Source organism: Haloarcula limicola (assembly GCF_010119205.1).
GTDB classification, from domain to species: domain Archaea; phylum Halobacteriota; class Halobacteria; order Halobacteriales; family Haloarculaceae; genus Haloarcula; species Haloarcula limicola.
Genome location: NZ_WRXM01000001.1, coordinates 128682 through 153963 on the forward strand (window position 1 = coordinate 128682; position 25282 = coordinate 153963).

Here is a 25282-nt window from a genome sequence, read left to right on the forward strand (position 1 = left end):
TCGCGAACGGTTCCGGTTTCCGAACTGGACCGGGCATACACATTTGCCCGTCCGCGTCGGACCTTCAGCTATGACGACATACGACGCGGGCGAGGTCACGCTCGAAAAGGTCCGCGAGTACGTCTGGGAGATCCCGCGGGAAGGGGGGATGCGCGTCCCCGCGCGTGTCCTCGCCAGCGAGAAACTGCTGGACGAGATCAGCGACGACAAGACCCTCGAACAGCTGAAGAACTCCGCGCACCTCCCGGGCGTCCGCAAGCACGCGCTGTGCATGCCCGACGGCCATCAGGGGTACGGCTTCCCGGTCGGCGGCGTCGCCGGCATCGACGCCGAGGACGGCTGTATTTCGCCCGGAGCGGTCGGCTACGATATAAACTGCCTTTCCGGTGATACAGAAGTACAACTCTCACACGGGCGCCGGATTCCGATCGCGGACCTCGCAACGCGGTTCGAAGGCGAACAGGCGATGGTCGCTGGCGAGACGATCACTCGATCCCCGATTCAACTGTTTACCGCCTCTGGTGAGCAGCCCGTATACGAGATCGAAACGACGACTGGAAGGCGAATCGAGGCGACGGCCGACCATCCGTTCCGTACGCCGGACGGCATGTGCCCCCTCAACGAACTCGAAGCCGGTGACGAGATTGCCGTTCGGCCGTTCCGGGGACTAGAAGACGAAGACCCGCACGGTCGAACCATCCTCACTGAAGCCGACTTCGCCGACCAGCATCCGCAACTCGTTCGAGCGTTGAGTCAACGCGGCCTTCTCCCGCTGACGACGGCCGACGAGAGTTTCCACCGTCTGTTGAAGCTCGTCGGATTCTTCACCGGTGATGGCTCGTTCGGTGGGGAAGGGCAGACGTGGTTCTATGGGGACCCGACTGATTTAGAGCAAATTCGCGCTGACGTACGAGAAATCGGGTTCACGCCCTCGAAAGTGTATTCCAGAGAGAGAAGCCACGATATCGAGGGCAAGACGTTCGAACGCACGGAATATAGCTTCAAGACGACATCCAAAGCGCTCCGGCTCCTTCTTCGGAAGCTCGGCGCACCTGTCGGAAAGAAGATCGAATCGGGATTCACCACGCCGTGGTACTTCGAGCACCTCACGAACTGGCAGAAGGCCCTGTACTACTCGGCATATTTCGGCGCTGAGATGAGTGCACCGGCAGCACAACACGAGAAGACCCTTTACTGTCCGAAGGTCTCGCAAAACCGCACCATGGAGACCGCAGACGCCGGTAGAGCGTTTTTGCGCGACCTCACGACCTTTCTCGAAGATATCGGTATCGAGACCAACGCTGTCGAAGCCTTCGAAACGGATTCGAACGCAAATCGAGATGTCGTTCGCCTCCGCGTCGGTGTCAAGAACAACTCCGTGAACCTCGTTCGCTTTTTCTCGACGGTCGGATACCGATACAACCGTTCGAAGCAGCGGAAATCAGCTATCGCTATCCAGTATTTGAAGACGAAAGGGCGAGAGATTGCGCGACGGGAAGCCATCGCCACGGAAGCGCGGACAATGGCGGATGGTGGGATATCGATCGGTGAAATCAAGTCCGCGTTCGAAATTAACGAGCGATTCATCGAGCGGAGTATCTGGAGCGGTCGGTCTGGTCGTCCGCGTCCGGGTTCTGAGTTCCCAAGTTTCGAAGAGTTTAGAGCTTCGTGTGAGGTCGCCGAAGACATGACTATTCGGGAGGGAATCGTCTCTATCGAGCCACTTGGCCGGAAACCCGTTTACGATATCGGTGTGGAACACGAGGCTCACAACTTCCTCGCAAACGGATTCGTCGTCTCTAACTGCGGCGTCAGAATGTTGACAACTCCCCTCGAATACGACGACGTTCGGGGCCACGAAGAGGAACTGGTGAATCGCCTCTTCGAGGCCGTCCCGTCGGGGCTGGGCGGCGGCGGCGTCTTCGAGGGGACCGTCGAAGACGTGGAGGCCATCCTCGAACGCGGGATGGACTGGGCCTTAGAGCACGGGTTCGCCACCGAGGCGGACTTAGAACACTGCGAGGACGAGGGGTACCGCCCGGAGGCCGACGCTGGCGTCGTCTCCGAGAAGGCCAAGAACAGAGGGAAGACGCAGGTCGGCTCGCTCGGGTCGGGCAACCACTTCCTGGAGGTCCAGCGCGTGACCGACGTCTACCGCGAGGACGTGGCGAGGGAGTTCGGGCTCGAAGCCGAGCAGATCGTCGTGCTCATCCACTGCGGATCGCGCGGACTCGGCCATCAGGTGTGTACCGACTACCTTCGGAAGATCGAGCAGACACACGGCGACCTGCTGGCGGAGCTACCGGACAGGGAACTGGCGGCCGCCCCCGCGGGGTCGCAGTTGGCCGACGAGTACTACCGCGCGATGTGCGCGGCCATCAACTTCGCGTGGACGAACCGGCAGCTCATCATGGACCGGACGCGGGACGTGCTGACCGACGTGTTCGACGTTCGGCGCGACGACCTCGAACTGCTGTACGACGTGGCGCACAACATCGCCAAGAAGGAGGTCCACACCGTCGACGGCGAGGACCGAGAACTCTATGTCCACCGGAAGGGCGCGACGCGGGCGTTCCCGGCCGGCCGACCCGAACTGCCGCCCGCTTACGCCGACGTGGGCCAACCGGTCATCATCCCCGGAAGCATGGGTGCAGGGTCGTACGTGCTCCGCGGCGGCGAGCGCTCGATGGCGGAGACGTTCGGGTCGACGGCCCACGGAGCGGGGCGGCTGATGAGTCGCACGCAGGCCAAACAGGAGTTCTGGGGCGAGGACGTGCGCGACGACCTGCGCGAACGACAGCAGGTCTACGTCAAGGCCCAGTCGGGCGCGACCGTCGCGGAGGAAGCGCCGGGGGTCTACAAGGACGTAGACGAAGTGATCCGCGTCTCGGACGCGCTGGGGATCGGCGAACGGGTCGCTCGGACGTTCCCGGTCTGTAACATCAAAGGGTGAGTCCGCTCGCGACGGCTCGACGGCTCACCCGCCGTTCCATCGGTCGAGCCGCGTTCGATTGCCGCTCTGATTGTAGTAGATCGTGACGGTGTCCCGCCCGCTCACCCGACGGCCGTAGGCGTTGCCGCTGCTCAACTGCGCGAGGTCGCCGGGTTCGACCATCGCCGTCTCGTTGCGGTTCGCCACTGCGGCCCACGTCGTCGTGGCCTCCGGCCCCTCGAACTCGATGCGCCCGGCTTCGAGCGCGTCGCCGCGGCTGTGGGTGACGATGAGCAGTTCGTTGCTCTCGACGTAGTCGTAGGTGAAGTTCGCCTGCGGCCCCCCTCCGGCGTCGGAATCGACGACGAGGACGCTCAGGCCGACGACCGCCGTCACGAGAATCGTCATCCCGACGAGGACGGCGACGCCGATGGACTCGGACATCGCGACCGTATCGTCGTCGAGACTGCGCGCCCTCATCCTGTCCGAGATATAGACAGACCACGTTAAATGCTGTTCGGCCCGTTATCACTCCGGAAAACGCCACTCTCGTCGGAGGAGCGGCTTCGGAGGGCCCTCCGACGAGGGGAAGACACATGTCGGTTCGGGTCACAGCGAACCGTATGATAGACGAGACAGTCGAGGAGATCGAGGAGATGCAGACGCACGGCTCCTCGGTCGTCGCCATCAAGGCGGCGAAGTCGTTGCGGGCGCTGACCGAACGGGAGTTCCCCACCGTCGAGGAGTACCTCCGCACGCTCGAACGCAACAGCAACGCTCTCCGGCGGGCGAACCCCTCGCACGCCTCGCTGTACAGCACGCAACACGAGATCGTCGAGGCGGTGACCGACGCCGACCCCGCCGACGTCTCGACGGCGAAGCGGCTCACGCTCGAAGCCATCGAGTCGGTCGTCGACGAGGTGGAGTCGGCGAAGGAGCGCGCCGCGGCGCGGGCCGCGACGCTCATCGCGGACGACGACGTGCTGTTGATCCACGACTACTCCTCGACGGTCATGACCGCGATCGACGACGCGCTGGCGGCCGGGCACTCCTTCGAAGTGTACGCCACGGAGTCCCGGCCGCGCTATCTCGGGCGGAAGGCCGCGCGGAAACTCGCCGAGCGCGACGGCGTGGACGTGACGCTCATCGTCGACAGCGCCGCCGGTCACTTCATGCCCGAGTGCGACCGCGTCGTCGTCGGCATGGACTGTATCGTCGAGGACGTGCTTTACAACCGAGTGGGGACGTACCCCATCGCCACGGCGGCCAACGACACGGGCGTCCCGGTGACGGTGGTCGGTGCCGACTCGAAGTACGTCGACGGCGCGTTCGCCTTCGAGAATGAGTCCCGCTCGCCGTCGGAAGTGCTGTTGGAACCGGCCGAAGGGTTCGACGTGGCGAACCCGGCCTACGACGCGACGCCGGTGAAGCTACTCGACTCCGTCGTCACGGACGAGACGATACACGAGTACTGAGAAAATCGGTGCGGTCTGAACGCTACCGGTCGCTGACGACTGTCTGACACTCGGGACAGCGCAGAACGCGTTCGTCGCCGGTCCCGTCGACGGCCCAGTTCTCCCCGGCGCGGCTCTCGTAGCCACAGGCCGGACAGAACAGCACGCCCTTGCGTCGTTGCCGGCGCGGCCGCTCGGCGTCGGCGGCGTCTGCCGCGCGAGTTTCGATGGAGGTCATCGGCTAGAGGGAGGTACCGCGACCGGAAGTATTTGTTGGTGAACTGTGTAATTATTCACCGAAGACGTCCCCGTCCCCCATCGAAGACCGTTAGCAAATTCGTGATATGTCTTCTCGAAGCGCGGTCACATGTACATTCGGTCGTCGGGCGTCGCCTCCGCCTCGGCGGCCTCGATCCGCTCGGCGAGCGCGCGGTACTGCGCCTCGACGTTCGCCGCGAAGGCCTCCAAGGGTTCGGTGTCGACTTCGATACTGTGGGTGCGAACGAGCGCGTCCACGAGGCGAATCGCGGCGGCGGCGTCGGGGGCCTGCGGGTGAGCGGGCGTCGTGAAGACGCCGACGGGACGCTCGTCGTCCTCGATGCCGCGCGAGACGAGTTCGGCCGTGACGCCGTCTAGGAACCCGGTCCCCATCGAACGGACGTCGGTGTCGGCGAGGTAGCGGTCCCGGTAGTCCTCGGTGGCGATGTAGAACGGGACGTGGTCCTCCGGGCCGTGCGCGACGGGGACCCCCGAGAGAATCGTCAGGTTCGACGGTTCGAGTTCGGCGTAGAGGGCGTCGACGGCGTCGGCGAACGCTTCGGCGGTCGGTACCGGGACGAACCGCTCGCTGATGACGACGCCGAGCGAGGTCTCGGCGTGGGCGTACACTCGCGTGTGGTGGCGCGGAACGCCGTTCTCGAACGGGGTGATCAGCGGCGGCCCGCCCGCTTCGAGGTGGCCGACCTGCGTCATCGACAGCTGGTCGATCAGGTAGTCGACGGCGGTCAGACCGGCGAGCCCGTACTCGCTGAACCCGAGGACGAGCGTCTCGATCTCGGGCGGTTCGGCTGTCGCTTCGAAGCGCGGCGTCCGCGTCTCGTCTGTCGCCATACCGGGTGGTCGCTCGCCGTCGGCTAATCGTTTCGGGAGGGGAACCCTTTTTTCGTGTGACCGTGGACTGTACGCCATGCGTTCCGGTCACGTCCGGTTGTTTCAGGGGGATGGAACCCCCACGCCGCCGACGCCCACGGACACTCCCGCGGAAGTGACGCAGACGCTGTTCTCGTGGCTCCCGTTCCACATCCCGACGTGGGCCGCGGACCTCCTCGCCTCGATCGTCGTCATCGCGCTGGCCTACGGCGTCTCTCGGCTGCTGGTCCGACTGCTCGGCCGCCGGGTCGCTCAGCAGTTCCGTCGGCCGAGCCTCACGCGGACCGTCCTCCGCGGCATCCGCGCGGCCGTCTACGTCTTCGCGCTGCTCACCATCATGGGCATCTACGGGCTCGAAATCGGGGATATCGGGCTCTCGGTGGCCGTCTTCTCGGCCGTCATCGGTGTCGTCGTCGCGCCCATCGTCGGCAGTTTCATCTCCGGGGTCTTCCTGCTGGCCGACCAGCCCTACGAGATCGGCGACATGATAGAGCTCGCCGACCGCGAGCAGACCGGCTTCGTCGAGGACATCACGCTCAGACACACCAAGGTGTTCACGCTCGACAACACGTTTCTGGTCATCCCGAACGGGTCGATGCGGGACCGCGACGTCGTCAACTACTCCGCGGAGGACCCCCGGACCCGCCTCGCGCTCGACGTGCTGGTCACTTACGAGAGCGACGTCCCCGAGGCGCGGTCGCTCATCGAGCGGGCCGCGCGGAACGTGGACAACGTCATCGAGGGCGGGCCGAACATCCGCGTGGGGGCCGCCCGCTACCCGGCCGCGCCGACGGCGTACATCAACAACTTCGCCGACCACGGCGTCCTGCTGACCGTTCGCTACTGGGTGACCGAGCCGTACAAGCTGCTGGCCACCCGCTCGAAGGTCCAGACCAACGTCTGGGACGCCCTGGAGGACGTCGACGTGGAGATCGCCTATCCGCACTCGCACCTGTACTTCGACGAGACGAGCGGGGAGATGCAGGTGTCGGTGGAGAACCGCGACCGACTCACCGGGCGGCCGCCGGCCGACGCGGCGAGGGACCCGGAGCGGGACGTCCCGAGCGACGCTCAGTCGTCCGAGGAGCGCGACGACGGCGAGTACCGCGAGGGCTGACTGTTCGGGCTCACCGTGACCACGTCGCAGTCCAGCTCGTCCCGGAGGTAGCGTTCGATGTCGGGGTCGTCCACGAGACGGCGGATCATCGACCGCCAGCGACTCACCTGTTTGTCGCCGATAACGACCACGTCGGCGTCCTGCGCGGCGACCTCGTCGAGGATCGTCTCCTCGACGAGCATCCCCGAGCGGACGACGTAGCGCGTCCGGGGCAGGTGACCGAACTCCCGTTCGACGGCGCTCTTCAGTTGCGCCCGTGAGACGTTGTGGCCGCCCTGATAGAGGTTGACGTGCAGAACTGTCAGATCAGCGTCCTCCTCCTCGGCGACGTCGACGGCCGCCGAGAGGGTCGCACGCGAGTTCTCGGAGAGCGGATACCGGACCGGGACGACGACCTGTGGCATCGACGGAGAGTTCGACGGCGGGGGTTAAATCCCTAGCGACGCACCACGCGACCGGTCACCGACGCGTCGATGCCCTCGCTGCGAGCGTAGTCGGCGAGCACCTCGTACTGGAGGTCGTACGCGGCGACGCGGTGGGACTCGGTCAGCGTCGGGAACTCGACGGTCGTGTGCAGGAGGTACTCCGATGTGGCGAGCGTGTACGTCTCCGCGTCGACTACGGGCTCGCCGCCGACGCGAAGCCGCTCGACGGACTGCGTCTCGCGGTCCCAGACCAGTTCGAGACCGCTGACGTGGGCGTGCCACCAGTCGGCGTCGCCGTGGTCGACCACCCGACCGCTGGCCTCCCGGCAGATAGAGCGCAGTTCCGCGCCCGTGACTTCGGCGACGACGACCGGTTCCTCGAAGGGGACGACCGAGACAAGGTCCGCGACGGTCACGTCGCCCGCGAGCGGTGACTCGTCGCGCCGGATGCCGCCGCCGTTCTGGAGACCCACGTCCGCGCCGGTCGCCCAGCGGTAGGCGTCGGCGACGACGTTGCCGATGCGGCTCTCGCCGCCGTAGGCGTCGGTCTGCTCGCGCGAGATCGGCTCCTCGACGCGGGCGACGACCTCGTTCAGCCCCGTCTCCGCGAGGCGTCCCTCGATGGCCGACGCGACCCTCTCCATGGGTTCGCCGTCCTCGACGGCCCGGAACTCGGCGGTCGGCCGCGCGCCGCCGAGGTCGACGTCGACGACGGCGTGACCGTTCGACCCCGGACGCGTGAGGAGTGTGTCGTCGATGCGGTCGATGCGTCGCTCGTGGACGTGCCCGCCGAGAATCACGTCCACGTCGCAGCGGCGCGCGAGTTCGTCGTCGTCCCGGCCGAGGTGCGAGACGACGACCACCAGATCCGCGCCCCGCGCCCTGAGCGCGGCCGCGGCGTCGGCGACGGCGGCGAACGGGTCGGTGAACGCCAGCGGGTCGGCCGACGGGTTGGCGGCCCCGGTGGCGGTGTTGGTCACGCCGACGAACCCGACGGTCGTGCCGACCACCTCCCGCAGCGCCCGCGACTCCGTCTCGTCGGCGAGGAAGCGGTCGCCGTCGCGGCGGACGTTCGCGGTCAGCCATGTCTGCGGGGAGCGCTCGACGACCTCGCGCGTGGCGGCCAGGCCGTGATCGAAATCGTGGTTTCCGAAGGTCTCGAAGTCCGGTTCGACCGCCGCGAAGAAGTCGAGCGACTGCCGTCCCTCGGTCACCATCGAGAGGACCCCTGGAGCGGTGTTGTCGCCGCTGCCGACGAGCAGCGTCTCGGCGTCGTTCAGCGAGGTCAGCGTCCCGGCCAACCGCCCGATGCGGTCGGGGTCGTCGTGGGCGCTCTCGACGTCGGAGTAGTGGAGGAGGCGAGGACCCATTAACCCGCCGTAGGGGACCGTTCGACAAATCGGTTCCGCAGTGAATTAGGCGCTCGAACCCGACGTCACGGTATGGAAGAACGCACTGGTCCGGACGGCGAGACGCTCTTCGTGGACCGCGAGGACGGCGACATCGGGACGAAGGGGCCGTTCTACACCGTCTACGTCGAGGCCGACCGCGAGCGCCGCTGGGGGTACTTCTGTGGCAACTGCGAGACGTTCAACAACGCGATGGACTCGATGGGGCGCATCCGCTGTAACGAGTGCAGCAACCTCCGGAAGGCCGAGGAGTGGGACGCGGCCCACGAGTGAGCTGGTGACCAGCCGACAACTATAGATCTATTGTCAGGTGTAAACGTTTATGCCACCCCCACTGGTAGGTCTTCACAGATGGGGGTCGTTACCACATCCCTCGGCGAGCGGGCCCAGTCGATTTTCGACGACATCGGATACTCCGTGTCGCGCACAGAGTCCGGCATCCGAGCCGAACACGAGTGGCGCAACGTCCACGTCACCGTCGTCGAAGACCAGGAGACGCTTCCGGAGACAGGGGAGTTGCGCTGTTTCGTCACCTGGGCGGCCGACGCCTCGGACCTCGGCCGTCGCCTCGGTGGTATGGACGTGGAGTACGACTGGGCCGTCATCGGCGTCCGCGAGGACGGCGGCTACGACGTCGTTCACCCGTAGCATCTTAGGGCGACGGGTCCGACCATCGAGCGTGCAAGCCAGCGTCGTCGTCTCCGCGCTCGAACAGTTGCTCGGTGGCATCCGCGAGACGCTTCCGAACGTCCTCGCGGGGATCGTCTTCCTGACCATCGCGGCGGTCGGTATCAAACTCGTCATGCTCGTCGTCAGGGCGGTTCTCCGGCGGGCACTACCCGGCGAAGCGCCGGTGTATCGCCAGTTCATCGCCAGCCTCGTCCTGGTGTTCCTCTGGTTCGGCGTCGGCCTCTCCTTTCTTTCCATCGTCGGTCTCACACTCGTCGCGGCGTCGCTCGGAACGGCCACGGGATTTCTGGCGCTGGGGGTCTCCTACGCCCTTTCAGACATGATCGCCGACGCCGTCTCCGGCGTCTACCTCCTGCGCGACCCGGATTTCAACCCCGGTGACACGGTCACGGTGAAGGACACTACCGGCGAGGTGCTCGCCATCGAACTGCGCAAGACGCGCTTCGACGTGGACGGAAACGTCGTCGTCAGAGCCAACGCCGACATCGAGCAACAGTGGACGAAAGTGCGCGCCGACGACTAACCATGCGGTTCACGCGGTGTCCCACCGTCTGACACGCGATACTTATATTCGCTGACGACGAACACGGGGGCATGTTTATCGGCCATGCCCTCCTCGCGTTCGCGCTCGTGGCGCTCGGGGCCAGACGGCTGGACGCGCGCCCCGAGCGCGCGCTCCAGCTGGGCGCGGTGGCCGGCCTCTTCGCCGCCGTGCCGGACGTAGACGTGGTGTACGCGCCCGTCGGACTGCTCGTCCAGTCGGTGGGGACGCTCAGCCCCGACGTGTTCTGGGAGACGGCCAACGTCGTCCACCGAGGGCCGACCCACTCGCTGGTGATGGGCGCGCTCCTCGCGCTGGCCGTCGCGCTCTGGGTCACGGAGACGCGGCGGTGGCGTGCGCTCTCGCTCGCGCTCGTCGGCTCGCTCGTCGCGGTCGCGACGAGCGTCAGCGGCATCGTCGGCGGTGCCGTCGTCCTCGTCTTCGCCGTCGCCGGGCTCGGCGTCGGTGCGTTCGCCGCCCACCGCTTGGAGATCGCCCCCCGGCCGCTGTCCGCCGTCGCGGCCGCGGGGCTGTTCTCCCACCCGTTCGGCGACCTCTTCACCGGCGGTCCGCCGCCCTTCCTCTACCCGTTCGACGTGACGCTGGTCGCCGAGCGCGTCCTGCTCCACCCCGACCCGACCGGGCACCTGTTGGCGGCCTTCGCCGTCGAACTGGGGACCGTCTGGCTGGCCGTCTGGACCTACGCGCGCCTCTCGGGCTACCGGTTGCCCGCGCTGGTCCATCCGCGCGCCGCAGTGGGTGCCGGCTACGCCGCCGCGGCGCTCTTGCTTCCGGCTCCGACGCTGGAGCAGTCCGCGCACTTCGTCTTCAGCGTCCTCGCCATCGGCGTCGTCGGCGCGCCGGTGCGCCCGTTCAGGCACGGCGTCGACTGGCTCGAGACCGTCGTGACCGGGCTGGCGGCCGTGACCGTCGCGGCGGTGGCCTACGCGCTGGCCTACGGCGTGCTATAGGGCGATACCGGCGATAGTGTTTTCCACGTCCGCTCGTACCTGATGGACATGGATTCCGACGTGACCGCGCTGTTGCACGACCAACGGACGAACGCGCTCCTCGCGTGGTTGGTCGTCGCGCTCTTGCTGGCCGTCGTCGGTGGAAGCGTCGTGGAGGGAGAGCTGCTCTGGGCCGCCTTCGCCGCCGGCGTCGCGGTGCTGGCCCTACTGCCGCCGCTGTTGCTCCTGAACCGTCACGCGATGTTGCCGTGGGAGATTCTCCTGCTCGCGGCGCTGCCCGTCGTCGGTCGCGTGTTCGCCACGCTCTCGGTCACGGGGAACCTCGCCACGTACCTCTCGGTGGCGGCCATCGCGCTCATCGTCGCCGTCGAACTCCACGTCTTCACGCCGGTCCGGATGACGCCCCGCTTCGCCGTGGTCTTCGTCGTCGTGACGACGATGGCGACCGCCGGCGTGTGGGCCGTCGTCCGCTGGGTCGCCGACCAGACGCTCGGGACGGCGTTCCTCCTCGACCCGGCGCTCACCGAACACGCCATCGAGGAGGCAGTTATGTGGGAGTTCGTCGCCTCGACCGTCGCCGGCGTCGGGGCCGGCGTCGTCTTCGCGTACTACGTGCGCCGAGAGATGGGGGCGACGCGGGTCCCCGAGGAGGTCCGACCGGAGCTATGAGGATTCGGGACTATCTCGGCATCAGCGACCGCCGCCAGCGACAGGCCTCGCGCGCGATGACCCTCTCGATGGTCGCTATCTTCGTCATCGGCGTCTGGACGGGCAACACGGGTATCATCGTCAACACGGCCCTCGGGCTCGCGGTCACGCAGATCCCGCCGCTGCTGGAGCGAGACTACGGCATCGCGCTCGACCCGGCGCTGACGCTGTGGATTACGTCGGCCGTCTTCCTCCACGCGGTCGGCGTCATCGGCATCCCGTGGTCCCCGACGAACTTCTACGCGAGCGTCCCGGGCTGGGACCACGTCACACACGCCCTCTCGTCCTCGCTGGTAGCCGCCGTCGGCTACACCACCGTCCGGGCGCTGGACCGCCACACCGAGGAGATCTACCTCCCGCCGCGCTTCATGTTCGTGTTCATCCTGCTGTTCGTGCTCGCCTTCGGCGTGCTCTGGGAGGTCATCGAGTTCACTATCGGCCTCGCCGCCGAATCGACCGGCAACTCGGCGGTCCTCACGCAGTACGGCCTGCGCGATACGATGCTCGACCTCGTCTTCGACACCGTCGGGGCCGTCGTCGTCGCTATCTGGGGGACCGCCCACCTCACCGACGTCGTCGGCCACGTCGAGGGGTGGCTCGGACAGCGGACCAGCTAGCTCGAAAGACTGAAACTACGGACTGTCCACTTCGAGGGCAAGCGATGGAACTGCGATACGAGACCGACGACGGCGAGACGTTCCACGAGGCGTACCTCGGCGACGCCCTCGACATGGACGAAGTGGTCGCCGACGGAGCGGTCGACCTCGTCGTCACCTCCCCGCCGTACAACATCGGCAAGGAGTACGAGGAGGTGATGGCGCTCGAGGACTACCTCGATTTCACGCGTCGGTGGATGGGACTCGCCGAGCGGACACTGGCCGCCGACGGCTCCTTCTGGCTCAACATCGGCTTTCGGAAGGAGTCTGACGGCCGACAGTACGTTCCGTGGGAGTACGACATTTACCCCATCGTCCGCGACGAACTGGACATCTCGCTGGTCCAGCAAGTCGTCTGGCACTACAAGGCGGGCGTGAACTGCCGAAACCGCTTCTCGCCGAAGAAGGAGACGTGGCTCTACTGCGTCGCCGACTTGGACGACTACACCTTCAACCTGGACGAGGTTCGCGTCCCGGCGAAGTACCCGAACCAGAAGAAAGACGGCGAGCTGAAGGTCAATCCGAACGGGAAGAACCCGGGCGACGTCTGGGACATCCCGAAGGTGACTTCGGGCACGGACAGGGCGTCGCCGGAGCGCACCGACCACCCCGCGCAGTTTCCCGAAGCGGTCATCGAGCGCATCGTCGAGGCCAGTTCCGACCCGGGCGACGTGATCCTCGACCCGTTCCTCGGCAGCGGGACGACGATGAAAGTGGCCCGCGACCTCGGGCGGAGCTGCATCGGCTTCGAACGCGACGAGGAGTACGTGGACGACATCGTCCGCGACCGCGTCTTCACCGACTACGAACCGCCCGTAGACGACGACGCGCAGATGAGCCTAGACGAGCTGACGTGACACGCCGTCTGCGTGTCGGCCGCTCGCCGCCGATAGCCCCAACGGTTACAAAAACCGCAAGCCAACATCCGGGTACAGCACCGGGTCGCGACCGCTCGGTCGCGGCAACGGTGTTAGTACACACCAATGGTATTCAAGAAAATCACGCTCATCGGGACGAGTTCGGAGAGCTTCGACGACGCCGCAGACGACGCCATCGAACGCGCGGAACGGACGCTGGACAACCTGAAGTGGGTCGAAGTGGACGAACTCGGCGTCGAGATCGCCAACGCCGACGGACGGGAGTACCAGGCGGAAGTGACCGTCGCCTTCGAACTCGAGGAGTAGCTACGTTCGGAACGACTCGCCGCAACCGCACTCGCTGACCACGTTGGGGTTCTCGACGTGGAACCCCGCGCCCTGTAGCCCGCCTTCGTACGCGAGGACCGACCCCTCGATGTAGTCGATGCTCGCGCCGTCGACGAACACGCGCAGGTCATTGCGCTCGAAGACGGTGTCGCCGTCTTCCGGTTCGTGCTCGAAGCGCATCCCGTAGGAGAGCCCCGCGCAACCGCCCTGCTGGACGAACAGGCGTAGGCCGGCCACGTCCGTGTCCATCCCCTCTCCCTCCAGCAGGTCCAGTGCCTCCGCGGCGGCCTCCTCCGTGACGCCCACGTCGGAGCCGCCGAGTTCAGGTTCACCGTCCTCTGCGGTACTGCTCATACGGATACGTGTGCTCCCGAGCGTGTTAACCCTGACGCCGGTGGGCGTTCCGGCCCGACTCTCGCAGTCGACAGCCGTCTCACTCCGTCTCGCCGTCGAGTCCCTCGCTGAACTCCGCTTCGGCGAGATCCTGCAGGACGCTCTTGGCCTTTGCTCGGGTCCCCTCGCTCATGCCGTCGATAGCTTTGACGCTGCGGCCGCCGCTGTAGGCTCGCCGTATCCCCTCCAGGTTGAGCTCGCCGTCCGTATCGACCACGGGGAGTTCGAGGTCGCTGAACTTCTCGGGCGGGAAGCCGCCCTTCGCCACCACGAAGTGGTCCGCGATCTCGGTGAGCTCGTCCGTCTCGAAGTCGCTCAACGCCGGGGCGTCCCACGGCTCGGTCGTCACGGAGTCGTAGGAGACGGTCGCGGCTTCGTATGCTGTCACACTCGTTCTGTTCGCTCCCCGGAAAAAAGCGGAACGCTTGCTCACGCTCCCGAGTAACGGTTCGCGGTTCGAGGGGCGGCTCAGTCGCCGATCTCGTGGTCGAACCCCTCGCTGGCGAGTCGCTGGATAATGCCCTTGACCTGTCCGACGGTCTCGCCGTCGATTCCGTCGACGGCTTCGACGCTGTGGCCGCCGCTGTAGGCCGTCTGGAGCGCGTTCAGGTTCAGGCTCCCGTCCGGGTCGACGACCGGGATCTGCAGGTCGCTGAACTCCTCCGGCGGGAAGCCCGACGACGACAGCAGGTAGTGGTCGTCGACGGTCGAGAGGTCGTCCGTCTCGAAGTCGCTCTCGGACGGGGCGCTCCAGTCCGCTTCCGTCGTTCCCGAGTACGAGACCGAGTGCGCTTCGTAACTCGACATGGGCGACGCTACGGGCCGACGGAGCCGAAAAAGTGCACCTTGCGCATTCCGGAGTGCCGCTACTCGAACCGCTTGCGGACGCTCTCGGCGTGGCCCTCCAGCCCCTCGGCCTCCGCGAGTGTCGTGATCGTCTCGCTGATGTCCGAGAGCGAGTCTTCGCTGAGGCGCTGGACGGTCGTCGACCGGACGAAGGTGTCCACGGAGAGGCCGCCGGTGACCCGCGCAGCGCCGCCGGTCGGCAGGACGTGGTTCGTCCCGGCGGCGTAGTCGCCGGCCGCCACGGGGCTGTACGGGCCGAGGAACGCGGAGCCGGCGGAGGGAATTCGCTCTAAGAGCTCCTCGTCGTCCTCGGCCTGAATCGAGAGGTGCTCGGCGGCGTACTCCTCGGCGAACAGCACCGCTTCGCTCATCGACCGGGCGCGGAAGACGCCCGAGGCGTCGCTTTCGAGCGCCGCTCGAATCACCGCCTCGCGCTCTCGCTCGCCGGCCTGTTCCTCGACGCTCTCGGCGACGGCCTCGGCCACTCCCTCGTCGTCGGTGACAGCGACGACGGAAGCGTTCTCGTCGTGTTCGGCCTGCGCGACGAGGTCCGCCGCGACCAGTTCCGGGTCGGCGGTCGCGTCGGCGACGACCATGATCTCCGACGGTCCGGCGAGGAAGTCGATGGCCACGTCGCCGCGCACCTCGGCCTTCGCCGCCGTGACCCAGCGGTTGCCCGGCCCGACCACGATGTCGGTGGCGTTGACCGTCTCGGTGCCGTAGGCCAGCGCCGCGATGGCCTGCGCGCCGCCGACCTGATAGACGGCGTCCGCGCCGGCAACGTGGATCGCCGCCAGCGTGACCGGATTGACCGTCTCCGCGGGCGGCGTGGCGACGGCGACGTGTTCCACGCCCGCGACCTTCGCCGGGATCACACCCATCAGCGCGCTGGAGGGGTAGGCGGCGGTGCCGCCGGGCGCGTAGACGCCGGCGCTGTCGAGCGGCCGATAGCGGCGGCCCAGCTCCCGCCCCTCGAAGTCCTCGCGCCAGTCCTCGGGGACCTGCCGCTCGTGGAACGCCCGGATGTTCTCGGCGGCGTCCTCGATGGCCGCTCGCACGTCGTCGTCTACTTCTTCGTAGGCGCGCTCGGCGGCGTCGGTGATGTCGACGTTGCCCACCTCGACGCCGTCGAACTCGCTGGCGAAGCGCCGGAGCGCCACGTCGCCCTCCTCGCGGACCTGCGAGACGATGTCCTGAACGTCGTCCCTGACCGCCTCGACGCCCGCGTCCCGGTCGAACAGCGCCGACCGCTCGTCGGGCCCGAGGTCGGCGATAGTGTGTACGTCCATGGACCGCCTTCGAGACGGGCGGAAAAACGGGTTTCCCTTCGCCGCTAGCATCCCTGATTATGTCTGGTTTTGCAACTGCCGTGACCGAGAGCCAGAAAGCCCCCGACGCGCTCCAGTCCCGCGACTCGCTGCGCGCTCACTGCGTTCGCGTGCTTGCTTCGTCGGGGTTCCCGGAGCGCGTCGGCCCCTTTCAGTCCACCCGTGTCGGCTGATTGGCCAGCTACGGGGTGGGACTGAAAGGGGCCGGACGCTCGATTAGCCCGGACGACGTAAGCACCGCAAGGAGCGGAGCGACTGAGGCGCGCAACGAGTCCCGGCAATCGAGCGTTCGGGGGCTTTCTGGCTGTTCGAATCGGTCACCCTTCCGAACCCGGCGTAACCAGAACTAGCCCTCTCAGAGAAAACAGATGCGTTCAGGCGGTCCACTCGTCGGGCTTGGTGTTGTAGTCGATGTCCGTCGCCGCGAGGTGTTCGACCTCGCTCCACGGCACGTCCTCGACGGTGATCTCCTTGCCGTCGTAGCGCAGACGTTTCCCGACCTCTTCGGGTTCGGGTTCGCGGTCCCGGCGCTTGGCGACCTCCACGTCGTGGTCGTCGAACTCCTTGACGATGGTCAGAAGGTTCACCGGGCGGCCCCAGAGCTCGAAGGTGCGTTCGAGGACGTCCGCGGCCTGCTTGGTGTCGAGCATCACGCCGTTGTACTGGTGGGCCAACAGCAGCTCGTTGCGGTTCTGGTAGTTGCCGTCCTGGACGACGACGGTGGGCTTGCCGAAGTTGGTGAACTGCAGCATCAACTTCTTCTTGACGTCCTCGTGGTCCGTCGACGTCACGCGGTAGTCGCCCGAGGCGTGGGTGTACTCGTAGGTGAAGTAGTCGTTGTCGTCGACGAACTCCTGGGTGAGGAACTCATCGAGGAAGGTCACGTCGTTGTGGCTCTCGCGGATCTCGCGCATGCGCTCCCAGCCGCGGGTGTAGTCCACGTCGGCGAGCGCCGCCTCGACGCTGTCGTACCGGGAGTCGTCGAACATGTACCGCGAGACGCGCTCTAACTCCTCCTGGCTGACACGCGAGACGAACCCGCGGTACTGGGGCTTGACCAGCGAGTAGTGCCGTTGGGCCAGCCCCTCGTAGGTCAGCACCTTCCAGGGGTACTTCTCGGCGTCGAGGTCGCCGTCGCGGGCGCGTTCGAGCGACTCGGCGTCCACGCGCGGGTCCTCGGGGTCGAGTTCGTCGAGGTGTTCGACCGCGTTCTGCAACCACTCGGGCGGTTCGAGGCGGTCCTGTACCTCGGTGAAGTCGATCACGTCGTGGAACGTCCGCCAGGTGACGCCGTCGACGCGGAGCAGCCTGTCGACGACCTCCCGGCGGTTCTCCGTGTTCTCGACGTACTCCCAGATCTCCAGCCCGAGCTTGTAGGGATTCAGCCCCGGCGACCCCAGCACTCGCGCCATGTGGTCGGCGTAGAGGACGAACTCGTCGTCGCCGGCGAAGCGCTCGCCGGTCATCATCAGCGACTCCCAGTAGGCCGCCCAGCCCTCGTTCATCACCTTCGTCATCTTCTGGGGGGCGAAGTAGTACGCCTCCCGGCGCAGGAGTTCGAGGATCTCCGCCTGCCAGTCCTCCATCTCGACGGCCTTCCCGGCGTCCTCGTCGTAGGCCATCCCGTGCTTTCGCAGGAAGCCCAGCACGTCCTTGTCGGGCTGGGCGGGGAAGGTGACGCCGTCCTCGTCGTCGGCCTGCGCGTCTAACCACTCGTCGTCGAACACCTGCCGCTTGACCTCGTCCGAGAGGTCGAGTTCGTCCAGCTGGTCGACCACGTCGACGCCCTCGATGTCCTCGAAGTGCTCGGCGGCCGTCTCGACGGGGCTGTAGGGCTGGTGCTGGTCGATGTTGTCCTCCAGACAGAGGACGTGGTCGATGAACCGCTCGACCTCGCCCCGCTCGATGTCGGGGTCCTGCATGTACTCCCGAATCGTGTCGCCGTGGCGAGCGAGCATTCCGGCGGCGTCCGGGCCTCTGTCGGGGCCGCCTTCCGTGGCCTCGCTGGCGGCCCGCGGCGGCGCGCCGTCGCTGAACATCTTGAACCAGCGGTTGTTGGCGAAGAAGTCGGCGTGGGCCTCGACGTGGGTGATGACCGCCTTCTGGTCGGCCAGCGTGTTCGACTCCTGGAGGAAGGCGTGGGCCGGGTCGTCGTTGTTGACGATCTCGAAGGCCTTCCCGCCGAGGAACTGGCCCTGCTTCTGCTGGCGGTCGTACTGCATCCCCCAGCGCCAGTGGGGGTACCGCTTCTGGAACCCGCCGTAGGCGATGAGCTCGTTCATCTCGTCGTAGTCGACGACCCAGTAGTTCACCGGGTAGGGCGTCAGCCCGAGCTTCCGGGCGAGATTGCCGGCCTCGTCGACCGGCTCCTCGAGGTCGTCGGCGATGCGTTGCTTGGCGAATCTGTCGTCTTTGCTCATCCCTCTTCCTCCGTGCTGAGTATCTCGTAGATGGCGTCGATGACGTCCTCCGGCGAGGAGACGTACGCCACCGCCACGTTGTCGCTGTCGCGGAAGCTCCGCTCGACCTCCTCGGCGTGGGTCGCGTTGATGGCGTTGCCGCTCGGCTGGGTCTCCACGTAGGCGTGGAGGTTCGCCGGAATCTGCTCCATCATCGGGATGACCTTCTCCTCGGTGTCGTTCGAGGAGTTCTCCGAGTCGCCGGCGGCGAAGACGTAGCGGTTCCACTCGCTCCAGGGGTACTCCTCTTCGAGGATCGCCGCCGCGAGGTCGTACGCGCTGGAGATGCGGGTCCCGCCACCGGAGCGGATGCCGAAGAACTCGTCGCGGTCGACCTCCCAGGCGTCGGCGTCGTGGGCGATGTAGACGAACTCGGCGTTGTCGTACTTCCCCTGGAGATACCAGTCCAGCGGCGTGAACGTCCGCTCGACGAGCTCACGCTTCTTCTGGCGCATCGACCCGGAGACGTCCCGGATGTTGACGACGACGACGTTCTTCTCGCGCTCCTCGACGATCTCGGGGTAGCGGTAGCGCTCGTCCTCCCGGCGGAACGGGATCTCGTCGACGCCCTCCCGGCGGATGCGCTGTGGGGTGTCCGTCTGCTCGACGTTTTCCTCCATCTCCTCGATGGACGCCCACTTCGTCTTCTCCTCGTCTGGGATGCCCTCGTAGGCGTCTTCGATCCACGCCTTCGAGACGACGATATTCTTCTCGCGCGCCCACTCGAAGACGGTCGCCGGTCCCCAGCCGTCGACCTTCAACGCCTCGCGGACGTAGTCCTCGTCGAAGTCCATCGCCAACTTGCGCTTCAAGCCCTGCTTGAACAGGCGCTCGAAGTCCAGCGTCGAGGACGGCCCCGTCCGCGTGATGTCGGTGAAGTCGCCCTCAGTCTCCTCGATGACCTTCTTCCCCTTCGGGTCCAGGTCCAGGCCGAGGCGCTCGTCCAACTCCTCGGCGAACTCCTCGGGGTCCATCTCGTAGTACTCGTGCTCGCCGCCCTCCTCGCCGGGTTCGCCGTCCTCGTCGCCGTCCTCACCGGGCTGGGGCTGCGGCTGGCCGACCGGGTCGCCCGGTTCGGCCCCTTCGCCCTGCCCGACGCCGCCCTTGTCCCGCTGGTCGTAGGCGAACTCGGGCAGATCGACGATCTTGATCGGGATGCGCACTTCGTCGCCGCGCGAACCACCGAGGTCGCCGTACTGGATGAACTCGGCGAGGTCCTGCCGGCGCTCCTCGCCGATCTCGCGGTACCGTTCGAGGTCGTCTTTCAGTCCCATCTGTAACTCACCTGACTCATGACGTGTCGGCTGGTCAGCTCGGCGGTGGCCTCGCTGTACCCGCGCATGTCGACCATGTTCTCGACGGTCTTCTCCTTGAGGCGGGCCGTCTCGGTCCCCGACGGAGGGTTGTCCCACTGCCGGGGGTCGAAGTCCTCGTAGGTCCGCTTGACGTCGTCCCAGTCGTGGCTCCCCAGCACCGTCTTGATGACCGGGATCTCCTTCGGGGAGACGTCGCCGACGCGGAACTCCTCGTCGCGGCGCTGCCACGCGTGGCGGTTCAGCGCCGTGATTATCTTGTCCGTGCGGAACGCCTCGACGGCCTCGTCGGGGTCGTTGTCGTCGTAGTTGTCCTCGTCGAACCGGCCGAGGTGCTCGATCTCGAACACCTTCATCTTCAGCGGGTCCGGGTCGACGTACTCGCCGCGGGCGTTCTCTATCTGCTCGTCGCTCGCCCACGCGTAGACGTGCTCGATGTACTCCTCGACGGTGGACTCGTCGACGCGCTTATCGCGCATCATCGCGTCCAGCACGTCCCGCTCCTGCTCGCCGAAGACGTGGTTCTTCACGGGCACGACGCGCTCCTCGTACTCGCCGGCCTCCGCCGCAGAGAACACCGGCGCGTCGCCGAGCCCCTCCGCGATGGCGTTGAGGACGTCCCGCGGCATGATGACGTGTTCGACGGGTAAATCGGGGTGGTGGCGGTCCTGCGTCTCGTGAAGCAGGTCGGCGACGATATCTCGGACGTAGGTCACGGGGATGCCGTGGTCGCCGTCGGCGTCGGTCTTCTCGACGTCGTAGTCGTCGATGTCGACCCGCTCGTCGCCCTCCATCAGGTAGCCGCGGTCGAACAGCAGCGCCTTGTCGACGAGGTCCAGTCCGTTCGGGATCGGCGAGGCGTCCAGCCGGGAGACGACGGCGTACAGCGCCGCCGCCTCGATGGTGTGGGGGGCCAGTTCCTTCTCGGTGGCCGTCTCGGCCTCGTCGCGGACGGCGACGGTCACCGGCTCCTGAATCCACGTCTCCAGCTCCTCCCACGAGTCGGGGTCCCAGACGCTCGTCTCGTTGGTCAGCTCCCGGCGGAGCAACTGCGCTTCCAGCGAGAGGTTCGTCAGGTACGTGAACTCGTGTTTGTCCAGCCGCCGCTTCAGCGCCTTCAGCGGGTCCTGTCCCTCGCGCTCGGCGTGCTGGTTCAACTGGGCTTCGAGGTCGGGATTCGAGATGATGACCAATTGGGTATCGACGTCCATCCCGATGCCCTTATCGAGCTTGACGCGGCTCTCGTCGGGGACGTTCAGTAGCTTCTGGAGCAGATCGGCGTGCTGGGCGGCGTCTTCGACCACCGTCAGCAGGCCGTTGCCCTGCGAGAGGACGCCGTCGTAGGAGAACGCCTGCGGGTTCTTCCGGCCTCGCGAGTCCAGTTCGCGTAACATTCCGTGCATCCACGACCCGACCAGCCGCTCTTTCGGCGTGCCCTCGTCCTCGGAGTGGAGGACGCCGATGCCGCGACCGATGTCCACGACGAAGTTCTTCACCCGGAGGTGTCCGGGGTCCGTGACCGCCGAGAACAGGTCTTCGGTCCCCTGTCGGCGGTACTGCTCCTCTAAGTAGTCGTAGGCCTCCCGCGAGAACGGGTCCAAGTCGCCGTCGACGTGGATCTCGATGTGATCGTCCAGTTTCTCGTTGATCGCCGCCAACAGGTCCGCGCGGACGTCCTGCGGGAACACCGTCAGCGGGTGGACCTGCACCGGGCTCTCGTACCAGTCGTCCTCGTCCTCGACCGGCACGTCGCCGTAGGTCAGGGCGCTGTCGCTCCCGCCCGCGCCGGCGACGTTCCACTCGACGGTGTACCGCCGCCCCTCGGGCGTCTTCGAGTACTCCCGCAGGCCGTTGATGAGACACCGCTTCAGCTCTGACTTGCCGGTCGCCGTCGGCCCTTCGAGCCAGACGATCTTCTCGTCTTTCCCCCGCCCGGCCGCGATGGAGCGCAGGTCGTCGACGAAGGCGTTCAGCACCTCCGTGTTGCCGAGGATGGCGTGTTCCCCGTCGTTGTGCGGGTCGTCGAAGAAGCGGTAGCGCTCCTTCTCTTCGCCCTCCTCGATGACGGTGCGCGTCCCGGCCGCCTCGATGGCCGCGAGCAGGTACTTCGAGGCGTGGGCGGCTATCTCGGGCGTCTCGAGGACCGTGTCGACGTACTCCGCGAGGCTCATCGGGGCCTCGTAGGTCGCATCGAGCGACTCGTCCGCCCGGCCGATGTACTCCTCGCCGTTCATCTAGTCCTCCATCTCGCTCTTGGCGACCTCCGCGCCGGCGAACTCGAGCACTTCGCGCGCGCCCTCCTCGGAGTAGCCCTGTTCGATGAGCGCGTCGATCCACTGGTTGCGCTCGTCGTCGTCCATCTCGCCGGAGGAGACCAGCGCCGAGAAGTTGATGTTGTGCTTCTTGTCCTCCCAGAGCTTGCGCTCTAAGGCGCGGCGCAGGCGGTCGTTGTCCTGCGGGTTAAACGTGTCGCCCTCGCGGGCGCGACGAGAGACCCAGTTCGAGACCTCCTGTCGGAAGTCGTCTTTGCGGTCCTCGGGCAGGTTGAGCTTCTCCTCGACCGACCGGAGGAACTGCTCGTCGGGCTCCTGTTCCCGACCCGTGAGCTCGTCCTCGACGGTGTCGTCGTCGATGTAGGCCATGACGTGGTCCATGTACTTCTCACCCTGACGCTGGATCTCGTCCATGTCGTAGGCCAGCGCGTGGCGCACGTCCTCGATAGCCCGCTCCTTGTACTCCTCGCGGACGAGTTCGAGGTAGCGGTAGTACTGGTCGAAGGACTCCTCGTCGATGGAGCCGTGGTTCTCCAGGTTCCCTTCGAGGTGGTTGAACGTCGTCAGCGGCGAGAGGAAGTCCCGCTCGCGGTGCATCGAGTCCATGATGGCCTCCGCGATCTCGTCGCCGATGAACCGCGGGGAGACGCCCTCCATCCCCTCGCCGATCTCGGCGGTCTTCGAGGCCTCGTCGCGGAGCTTCTTCACGTCGATGTCGTCGGCCTCGTCGATCTCGCCGTTGTAGGCCTTGGCCTTCTGGACGAGGTCGACGGACTCGGTGTCGGGCTCCTCGATGCGCGTGAGGACGCCGAACAGGCCCGCCATCTCCAGCGTGTGGGGCTCGACCTGGATGTCCGGGAGGTCCGCGTTCCGGAGCATCTTCCGGTAGATCTTGGCCTCCTCCTCGTACTGGAGGACGTACGGGAAGTCGATGCGTTTCGTCCGGTCGTTGAACGCCTCCATCTTCTCGTCGCCCTTCTTGTCGCGGTACTCGGGCATGTTCGTCCGACCGACGATGACCTGGTCGATGTCGATTCGGGGGTTGTTCTTCGGCTTTATCGTCTGTTCCTGACTGGCATGGAGGAAGTCATAGAGGAACTCGCGCTGGAGCTTCAGCAGCTCCTCGCCGGAGAAGATGCCCCGGTTGGCGTTACAGAACGCGCCGGAGTAATCGAACGCCCGCGGGTCGCTCTCGCCGTAGATGGCGATCTTCGAGTAGTTGACGTCGCCGGTGAGCTCCGTCTCGTCCTGGTTCTTCTTGTCCTTCGGTTCGAACGTCTCGATCCCCTGTCGCTGGTTCTCGTCGGCGACGAAGCGGATGATCTCGACGTGGTTCTCCAGGACGGCCTGTAAGTCGTCGTCGTAGTGGGCGAGCAGGCGGTCCATGTAGAACTCGCTGGCCGGGTCGAGCGCCTGCTCGTTGCGGATCGTGTAGGGCGCGTCGAGTTCCCCGTTGATGTCCTCGATCACCTTATCGCGTTGCTCCTGCGGGAGCAGGACCATCGGGTCCTGGTTCATCGGCGACTGCACCACGTCGTCGGCCGGGTCCTGGTCGCCGACCACGTCACAGAGGTTGGTCCAGCGGAACGTGTACATCCGCCCCTCGTCGCGGCGGGTGTAGTTCTCGTAGTAGCGCCGGGCCTGCCGGTCGAAGTCGGACTTCCCGGAGCCGACCGGTCCCAGCAGCAGTTTGATGCGCTTCTCGGGCCCCAGCCCGCGCGCGCCGGACTTGACCTTGTTGACGAACTCGTGGATGGACTCGTGGACCTCCCGGCCGTAGAACGTGTTCTCGCCGTCGTGGAGGGGGTCCTCGCTGGCGAGTTCGTACTCGACGACCCCGGCGTCCTCGTCGTAGCTCGTCCCGTAGTAGTCGAACATGTCCGCGACGCGCTGGTGGGCGTTCCGAGCGATGCGCGGCTCGTCGTACAGTTGGTCGAGATACCAGTCGAACGAGTGGGTCGTCCGCAGGTCCGCTGGTATCGTGTCCCGGTACTCCTGACTCAGTGCCTCGAGTGTCTCTTTGTTCTTGCTCATGCTATCTCTGTGAGTTCGGCACGCGGCGTGGGGGTGCCGGACCGGACCCAGTCAGTCGGTTGCCACCGTCTGTCGCTCCGTGTGTTCTCGCGGGCGGCCGTCACAGGACCCGCCGACGCAGGCCGATGAGTGTTCGCTGTCATGCGTGGTCTGGCCGGGTGGACACGGGGACGGTCCCACCCCATTGGTAGCGGGTGACAGTGCGTAACTGTTTCCGATACTATTTATTACATGAGAACTGCACCCCTAAGTACCTTTTCCCGACACACATATACCACCGCCTCTCGGCACGTCGCTTTTGCCCCCTAATACGGGGACGGCTCAGCCGAGGTGCGTCACCATCGATCACACCTTTCGCTCGGCATTTATATACCACCGCTGAATACGACCGCGGGCACCGCCGGCCGACAGAGTATTGGACGGCGGCGAGAACGCCCCCGTATGGACCTCGACGCGCTCGTCGACGACTGGACGGTGTGGAACGAGACCGACGAGAAACTCATCCTCGCGTACCGCCCGGATGTCTTCGACAGCGAGAACTTCCCGGCCCCTTGCCTCCCGACGATCTATCTCACGCGGGGCAAGCGCACGCGCCGACCCGGTGCCGACCGTACGGGCGAGGACTGGTACGTCACGCTGTATCTGGAACCCGAGGTGTCCCGCGACGCCGACTCCTTTTCCGACCGGGGCGCCGCCGTCGAGGCCGCCGTCTCCCTCGCCAACCGCTTCGCGTCGGGAGAGCTGGACTATCGAGCGTTGTATCAGGTCCCCCGCGAGGCGTACCTCGACGAACTGGACGACCTGACCGGACGTTCCTGACGCTTATCTGCCGCGCTGTTCTATCCCCGCTATGACCTCCGTGACGCTCGTCGGCACGCGCCTCGCCGAGGTGGGCGAGGAGTTCGTCTACCGCGGCGAGGCCGACGGCTGTGCCGGCTGTCCGTACCGCGATCAATGTCTCAATCTCACCCCCGGCCGCCGCTACCGCATCACCAGCGTCCGCGAGAGCGGACAGACCCTCGACTGCGCAATCCACGATACCGGCGTCCGCGCCGTCGAAGTCGAACCCGCGCCCATCCCCGCGAACGTCCCCGATAAAGGTGCCTACGCCGGCAGTAAAGCTTCCCTCGCCGGCTCCTGTCCCCACACCGAGTGCCCGAGCCACCAGTACTGCGAACCGATGGGCGCGGAGTTCGACACCGAGTACCGCATCGAGAAGATCGTCGGCGACCCGCCCCACGACTACTGCATGCTCGACCGCGACCTCACGCTGGTCGAACTCGAAGCGCCCGAGGACGCTTGATACGGGTTATCGTAGCCATTTACCGGTAATCGTCGCACCGGGGTTGACGTTACCGGTAAGAGACCGCGACAGCTCG

Annotated in this window: 27 protein-coding genes and 1 pseudogene; 15 read left to right on the forward strand and 13 right to left on the reverse strand. The window is 66.2% G+C overall.

Annotated elements, in window-relative coordinates; genetic code table 11:
• Positions 1-70 precede the first annotated feature (70 nt).
• Both GO488_RS20140 and GO488_RS00745 read left to right on the forward strand, forming a co-directional pair.
• Positions 71-379, forward strand: a pseudogene (locus GO488_RS20140) (RtcB family protein); the annotation flags it as partial.
• Positions 371-2953 carry an RtcB family protein gene (locus tag GO488_RS00745; RefSeq protein WP_338401340.1) on the forward strand — a complete coding sequence of 861 codons (2583 nt, stop codon included), beginning with the start codon at positions 371-373 and terminating at the stop codon, positions 2951-2953. The pseudogene GO488_RS20140 and the gene GO488_RS00745, both read left to right, overlap by 9 nt.
• Positions 2954-2977: 24 nt before the next feature.
• On the opposite strand, the gene GO488_RS00750 is transcribed toward GO488_RS00745, so the two are convergent.
• The gene (locus GO488_RS00750) at positions 2978-3412 is read right to left on the reverse strand and encodes a type IV pilin N-terminal domain-containing protein (RefSeq protein WP_241692873.1); all 435 of its coding nucleotides are present in this window, start codon (positions 3410-3412) and stop codon (positions 2978-2980) included.
• Between the two features lie 143 nt (positions 3413-3555).
• Between GO488_RS00750 and GO488_RS00755 the strand changes: the two genes are divergently transcribed.
• Positions 3556-4407 carry an eIF2B alpha/beta/delta subunit family protein gene (locus tag GO488_RS00755; protein ID WP_162315898.1) on the forward strand — a complete coding sequence of 284 codons (852 nt, stop codon included), beginning with the start codon at positions 3556-3558 and terminating at the stop codon, positions 4405-4407.
• 22 nt (positions 4408-4429) lie between these two features.
• Here the strand turns inward: GO488_RS00755 and GO488_RS00760 are convergent, their stop codons facing one another.
• Entirely contained in the window at positions 4430-4624 is a 195-nt protein-coding gene (locus GO488_RS00760) for a DUF8106 domain-containing protein (RefSeq protein WP_162315899.1), read from the reverse strand.
• 125 nt (positions 4625-4749) lie between these two features.
• On the reverse strand, positions 4750-5496 hold the full coding sequence (locus tag GO488_RS00765; RefSeq protein ID WP_162315900.1) for a proteasome assembly chaperone family protein: 747 nt from the start codon (positions 5494-5496) through the stop codon (positions 4750-4752).
• A gap of 76 nt (positions 5497-5572) precedes the next feature.
• On the opposite strand from GO488_RS00765, the gene GO488_RS00770 reads away from it, so the two are divergent.
• The gene (locus GO488_RS00770) at positions 5573-6652 is read left to right on the forward strand and encodes a mechanosensitive ion channel family protein (RefSeq protein ID WP_162315901.1); all 1080 of its coding nucleotides are present in this window, start codon (positions 5573-5575) and stop codon (positions 6650-6652) included.
• On the opposite strand, the gene GO488_RS00775 is transcribed toward GO488_RS00770, so the two are convergent.
• Together GO488_RS00775 and GO488_RS00780 are read right to left on the reverse strand one after the other, a co-directional pair.
• Positions 6607-7056, reverse strand: coding sequence for a universal stress protein (locus tag GO488_RS00775; RefSeq protein WP_162315902.1), 450 nt, complete (start codon positions 7054-7056; stop codon positions 6607-6609). The genes GO488_RS00770 and GO488_RS00775 overlap by 46 nt on opposite strands.
• Before the next feature lie 32 nt (positions 7057-7088).
• The gene (locus tag GO488_RS00780; protein WP_162315903.1) at positions 7089-8447 is read right to left on the reverse strand and encodes a bifunctional metallophosphatase/5'-nucleotidase; all 1359 of its coding nucleotides are present in this window, start codon (positions 8445-8447) and stop codon (positions 7089-7091) included.
• A 72-nt stretch (positions 8448-8519) separates the two neighbouring features.
• On the opposite strand from GO488_RS00780, the gene GO488_RS00785 reads away from it, so the two are divergent.
• From GO488_RS00785 to GO488_RS00820, 8 genes are all read left to right on the forward strand, one after another.
• Positions 8520-8759 carry a DUF5816 domain-containing protein gene (locus GO488_RS00785; RefSeq protein WP_162315904.1) on the forward strand — a complete coding sequence of 80 codons (240 nt, stop codon included), beginning with the start codon at positions 8520-8522 and terminating at the stop codon, positions 8757-8759.
• A 78-nt stretch (positions 8760-8837) separates the two neighbouring features.
• A complete protein-coding gene (locus GO488_RS00790) occupies positions 8838-9134 on the forward strand; it encodes a DUF7116 family protein (RefSeq protein WP_162315905.1) in 297 nt (98 codons plus the stop codon).
• Positions 9135-9165: 31 nt separating this feature from the next.
• Entirely contained in the window at positions 9166-9699 is a 534-nt protein-coding gene (locus GO488_RS00795) for a mechanosensitive ion channel domain-containing protein (RefSeq protein ID WP_162315906.1), read from the forward strand.
• 71 nt (positions 9700-9770) lie between these two features.
• Positions 9771-10688 (forward strand): metal-dependent hydrolase, encoded by a 918-nt coding sequence (locus GO488_RS00800; protein WP_162315907.1) that lies wholly within the window; start codon positions 9771-9773, stop codon positions 10686-10688.
• A gap of 48 nt (positions 10689-10736) precedes the next feature.
• Positions 10737-11357 carry a hypothetical protein gene (locus GO488_RS00805; RefSeq protein WP_162315908.1) on the forward strand — a complete coding sequence of 207 codons (621 nt, stop codon included), beginning with the start codon at positions 10737-10739 and terminating at the stop codon, positions 11355-11357.
• Positions 11354-12013, forward strand: coding sequence for a DUF2238 domain-containing protein (locus tag GO488_RS00810; RefSeq protein ID WP_162315909.1), 660 nt, complete (start codon positions 11354-11356; stop codon positions 12011-12013). The genes GO488_RS00805 and GO488_RS00810 overlap by 4 nt, the downstream gene beginning before the upstream one ends.
• A gap of 44 nt (positions 12014-12057) precedes the next feature.
• A complete protein-coding gene (locus tag GO488_RS00815) occupies positions 12058-12909 on the forward strand; it encodes a DNA-methyltransferase (RefSeq protein ID WP_162315910.1) in 852 nt (283 codons plus the stop codon).
• A gap of 126 nt (positions 12910-13035) precedes the next feature.
• Positions 13036-13236 carry a dodecin gene (locus GO488_RS00820; protein ID WP_162315911.1) on the forward strand — a complete coding sequence of 67 codons (201 nt, stop codon included), beginning with the start codon at positions 13036-13038 and terminating at the stop codon, positions 13234-13236.
• Here the strand turns inward: GO488_RS00820 and GO488_RS00825 are convergent, their stop codons facing one another.
• The 4 genes from GO488_RS00825 to hisD form a co-directional block, all read right to left on the reverse strand.
• Positions 13237-13611, reverse strand: a complete 375-nt coding sequence (locus tag GO488_RS00825) for a HesB/IscA family protein (protein ID WP_162315912.1) — start codon at positions 13609-13611, stop codon at positions 13237-13239.
• Between the two features lie 79 nt (positions 13612-13690).
• The gene (locus GO488_RS00830) at positions 13691-14038 is read right to left on the reverse strand and encodes a hypothetical protein (RefSeq protein ID WP_162315913.1); all 348 of its coding nucleotides are present in this window, start codon (positions 14036-14038) and stop codon (positions 13691-13693) included.
• 80 nt (positions 14039-14118) lie between these two features.
• Positions 14119-14457 carry a hypothetical protein gene (locus tag GO488_RS00835; RefSeq protein WP_162315914.1) on the reverse strand — a complete coding sequence of 113 codons (339 nt, stop codon included), beginning with the start codon at positions 14455-14457 and terminating at the stop codon, positions 14119-14121.
• A 59-nt stretch (positions 14458-14516) separates the two neighbouring features.
• Entirely contained in the window at positions 14517-15785 is a 1269-nt protein-coding gene (hisD, locus tag GO488_RS00840; protein ID WP_162315915.1) for a histidinol dehydrogenase, read from the reverse strand.
• Positions 15786-15844: 59 nt separating this feature from the next.
• Here hisD and GO488_RS00845 point away from each other — a divergent pair, with 59 nt between their 5' ends.
• Positions 15845-15997, forward strand: coding sequence for a hypothetical protein (locus GO488_RS00845; protein WP_162315916.1), 153 nt, complete (start codon positions 15845-15847; stop codon positions 15995-15997).
• Positions 15998-16198: 201 nt separating this feature from the next.
• Here the strand turns inward: GO488_RS00845 and GO488_RS00850 are convergent, their stop codons facing one another.
• The 4 genes from GO488_RS00850 to GO488_RS00865 are packed head-to-tail and all read right to left on the reverse strand — an operon-like array spanning position 16199 to position 23903.
• Positions 16199-18244, reverse strand: coding sequence for a SpoVR family protein (locus GO488_RS00850; RefSeq protein WP_162315917.1), 2046 nt, complete (start codon positions 18242-18244; stop codon positions 16199-16201).
• Positions 18241-19557 carry a YeaH/YhbH family protein gene (locus GO488_RS00855; RefSeq protein ID WP_162315918.1) on the reverse strand — a complete coding sequence of 439 codons (1317 nt, stop codon included), beginning with the start codon at positions 19555-19557 and terminating at the stop codon, positions 18241-18243. The genes GO488_RS00850 and GO488_RS00855 overlap by 4 nt, the downstream gene beginning before the upstream one ends.
• The gene (locus GO488_RS00860; protein ID WP_162315919.1) at positions 19548-21830 is read right to left on the reverse strand and encodes a PrkA family serine protein kinase; all 2283 of its coding nucleotides are present in this window, start codon (positions 21828-21830) and stop codon (positions 19548-19550) included. The genes GO488_RS00855 and GO488_RS00860 overlap by 10 nt, the downstream gene beginning before the upstream one ends.
• Positions 21831-23903, reverse strand: a complete 2073-nt coding sequence (locus GO488_RS00865) for a PrkA family serine protein kinase (protein ID WP_162315920.1) — start codon at positions 23901-23903, stop codon at positions 21831-21833.
• A 441-nt stretch (positions 23904-24344) separates the two neighbouring features.
• On the opposite strand from GO488_RS00865, the gene GO488_RS00870 reads away from it, so the two are divergent.
• Together GO488_RS00870 and GO488_RS00875 are read left to right on the forward strand one after the other, a co-directional pair.
• Positions 24345-24722, forward strand: a complete 378-nt coding sequence (locus GO488_RS00870) for a DUF5820 family protein (protein WP_162315921.1) — start codon at positions 24345-24347, stop codon at positions 24720-24722.
• A 31-nt stretch (positions 24723-24753) separates the two neighbouring features.
• Entirely contained in the window at positions 24754-25206 is a 453-nt protein-coding gene (locus GO488_RS00875) for a UPF0179 family protein (protein WP_162315922.1), read from the forward strand.
• The last annotated feature ends 76 nt before the right edge of the window (positions 25207-25282 follow it).

Bases quoted from the DNA above. Each gene is read 5' to 3' on its own strand.
- GO488_RS00750 (WP_241692873.1), bottom strand. From the start codon at position 3,412: ATGAGGGCGCGCAGTCTCGACGACGATACGGTCGCGATGTCCGAGTCC.
- GO488_RS00755 (WP_162315898.1), top strand. From the start codon at position 3,556: ATGATAGACGAGACAGTCGAGGAGATCGAGGAGATGCAGACGCACGGC.
- GO488_RS00760 (WP_162315899.1), bottom strand. From the start codon at position 4,624: ATGACCTCCATCGAAACTCGCGCGGCAGACGCCGCCGACGCCGAGCGG.
- GO488_RS00765 (WP_162315900.1), bottom strand. From the start codon at position 5,496: ATGGCGACAGACGAGACGCGGACGCCGCGCTTCGAAGCGACAGCCGAA.
- GO488_RS00770 (WP_162315901.1), top strand. From the start codon at position 5,573: ATGCGTTCCGGTCACGTCCGGTTGTTTCAGGGGGATGGAACCCCCACG.
- GO488_RS00775 (WP_162315902.1), bottom strand. From the start codon at position 7,056: ATGCCACAGGTCGTCGTCCCGGTCCGGTATCCGCTCTCCGAGAACTCG.
- GO488_RS00780 (WP_162315903.1), bottom strand. From the start codon at position 8,447: ATGGGTCCTCGCCTCCTCCACTACTCCGACGTCGAGAGCGCCCACGAC.
- GO488_RS00785 (WP_162315904.1), top strand. From the start codon at position 8,520: ATGGAAGAACGCACTGGTCCGGACGGCGAGACGCTCTTCGTGGACCGC.
- GO488_RS00790 (WP_162315905.1), top strand. From the start codon at position 8,838: ATGGGGGTCGTTACCACATCCCTCGGCGAGCGGGCCCAGTCGATTTTC.
- GO488_RS00800 (WP_162315907.1), top strand. From the start codon at position 9,771: ATGTTTATCGGCCATGCCCTCCTCGCGTTCGCGCTCGTGGCGCTCGGG.
- GO488_RS00805 (WP_162315908.1), top strand. From the start codon at position 10,737: ATGGATTCCGACGTGACCGCGCTGTTGCACGACCAACGGACGAACGCG.
- GO488_RS00810 (WP_162315909.1), top strand. From the start codon at position 11,354: ATGAGGATTCGGGACTATCTCGGCATCAGCGACCGCCGCCAGCGACAG.
- GO488_RS00815 (WP_162315910.1), top strand. From the start codon at position 12,058: ATGGAACTGCGATACGAGACCGACGACGGCGAGACGTTCCACGAGGCG.
- GO488_RS00820 (WP_162315911.1), top strand. From the start codon at position 13,036: ATGGTATTCAAGAAAATCACGCTCATCGGGACGAGTTCGGAGAGCTTC.
- GO488_RS00825 (WP_162315912.1), bottom strand. From the start codon at position 13,611: ATGAGCAGTACCGCAGAGGACGGTGAACCTGAACTCGGCGGCTCCGAC.
- GO488_RS00835 (WP_162315914.1), bottom strand. From the start codon at position 14,457: ATGTCGAGTTACGAAGCGCACTCGGTCTCGTACTCGGGAACGACGGAA.
- hisD (WP_162315915.1), bottom strand. From the start codon at position 15,785: ATGGACGTACACACTATCGCCGACCTCGGGCCCGACGAGCGGTCGGCG.
- GO488_RS00845 (WP_162315916.1), top strand. From the start codon at position 15,845: ATGTCTGGTTTTGCAACTGCCGTGACCGAGAGCCAGAAAGCCCCCGAC.
- GO488_RS00850 (WP_162315917.1), bottom strand. From the start codon at position 18,244: ATGAGCAAAGACGACAGATTCGCCAAGCAACGCATCGCCGACGACCTC.
- GO488_RS00855 (WP_162315918.1), bottom strand. From the start codon at position 19,557: ATGGGACTGAAAGACGACCTCGAACGGTACCGCGAGATCGGCGAGGAG.
- GO488_RS00860 (WP_162315919.1), bottom strand. From the start codon at position 21,830: ATGAACGGCGAGGAGTACATCGGCCGGGCGGACGAGTCGCTCGATGCG.
- GO488_RS00865 (WP_162315920.1), bottom strand. From the start codon at position 23,903: ATGAGCAAGAACAAAGAGACACTCGAGGCACTGAGTCAGGAGTACCGG.
- GO488_RS00870 (WP_162315921.1), top strand. From the start codon at position 24,345: ATGGACCTCGACGCGCTCGTCGACGACTGGACGGTGTGGAACGAGACC.
- GO488_RS00875 (WP_162315922.1), top strand. From the start codon at position 24,754: ATGACCTCCGTGACGCTCGTCGGCACGCGCCTCGCCGAGGTGGGCGAG.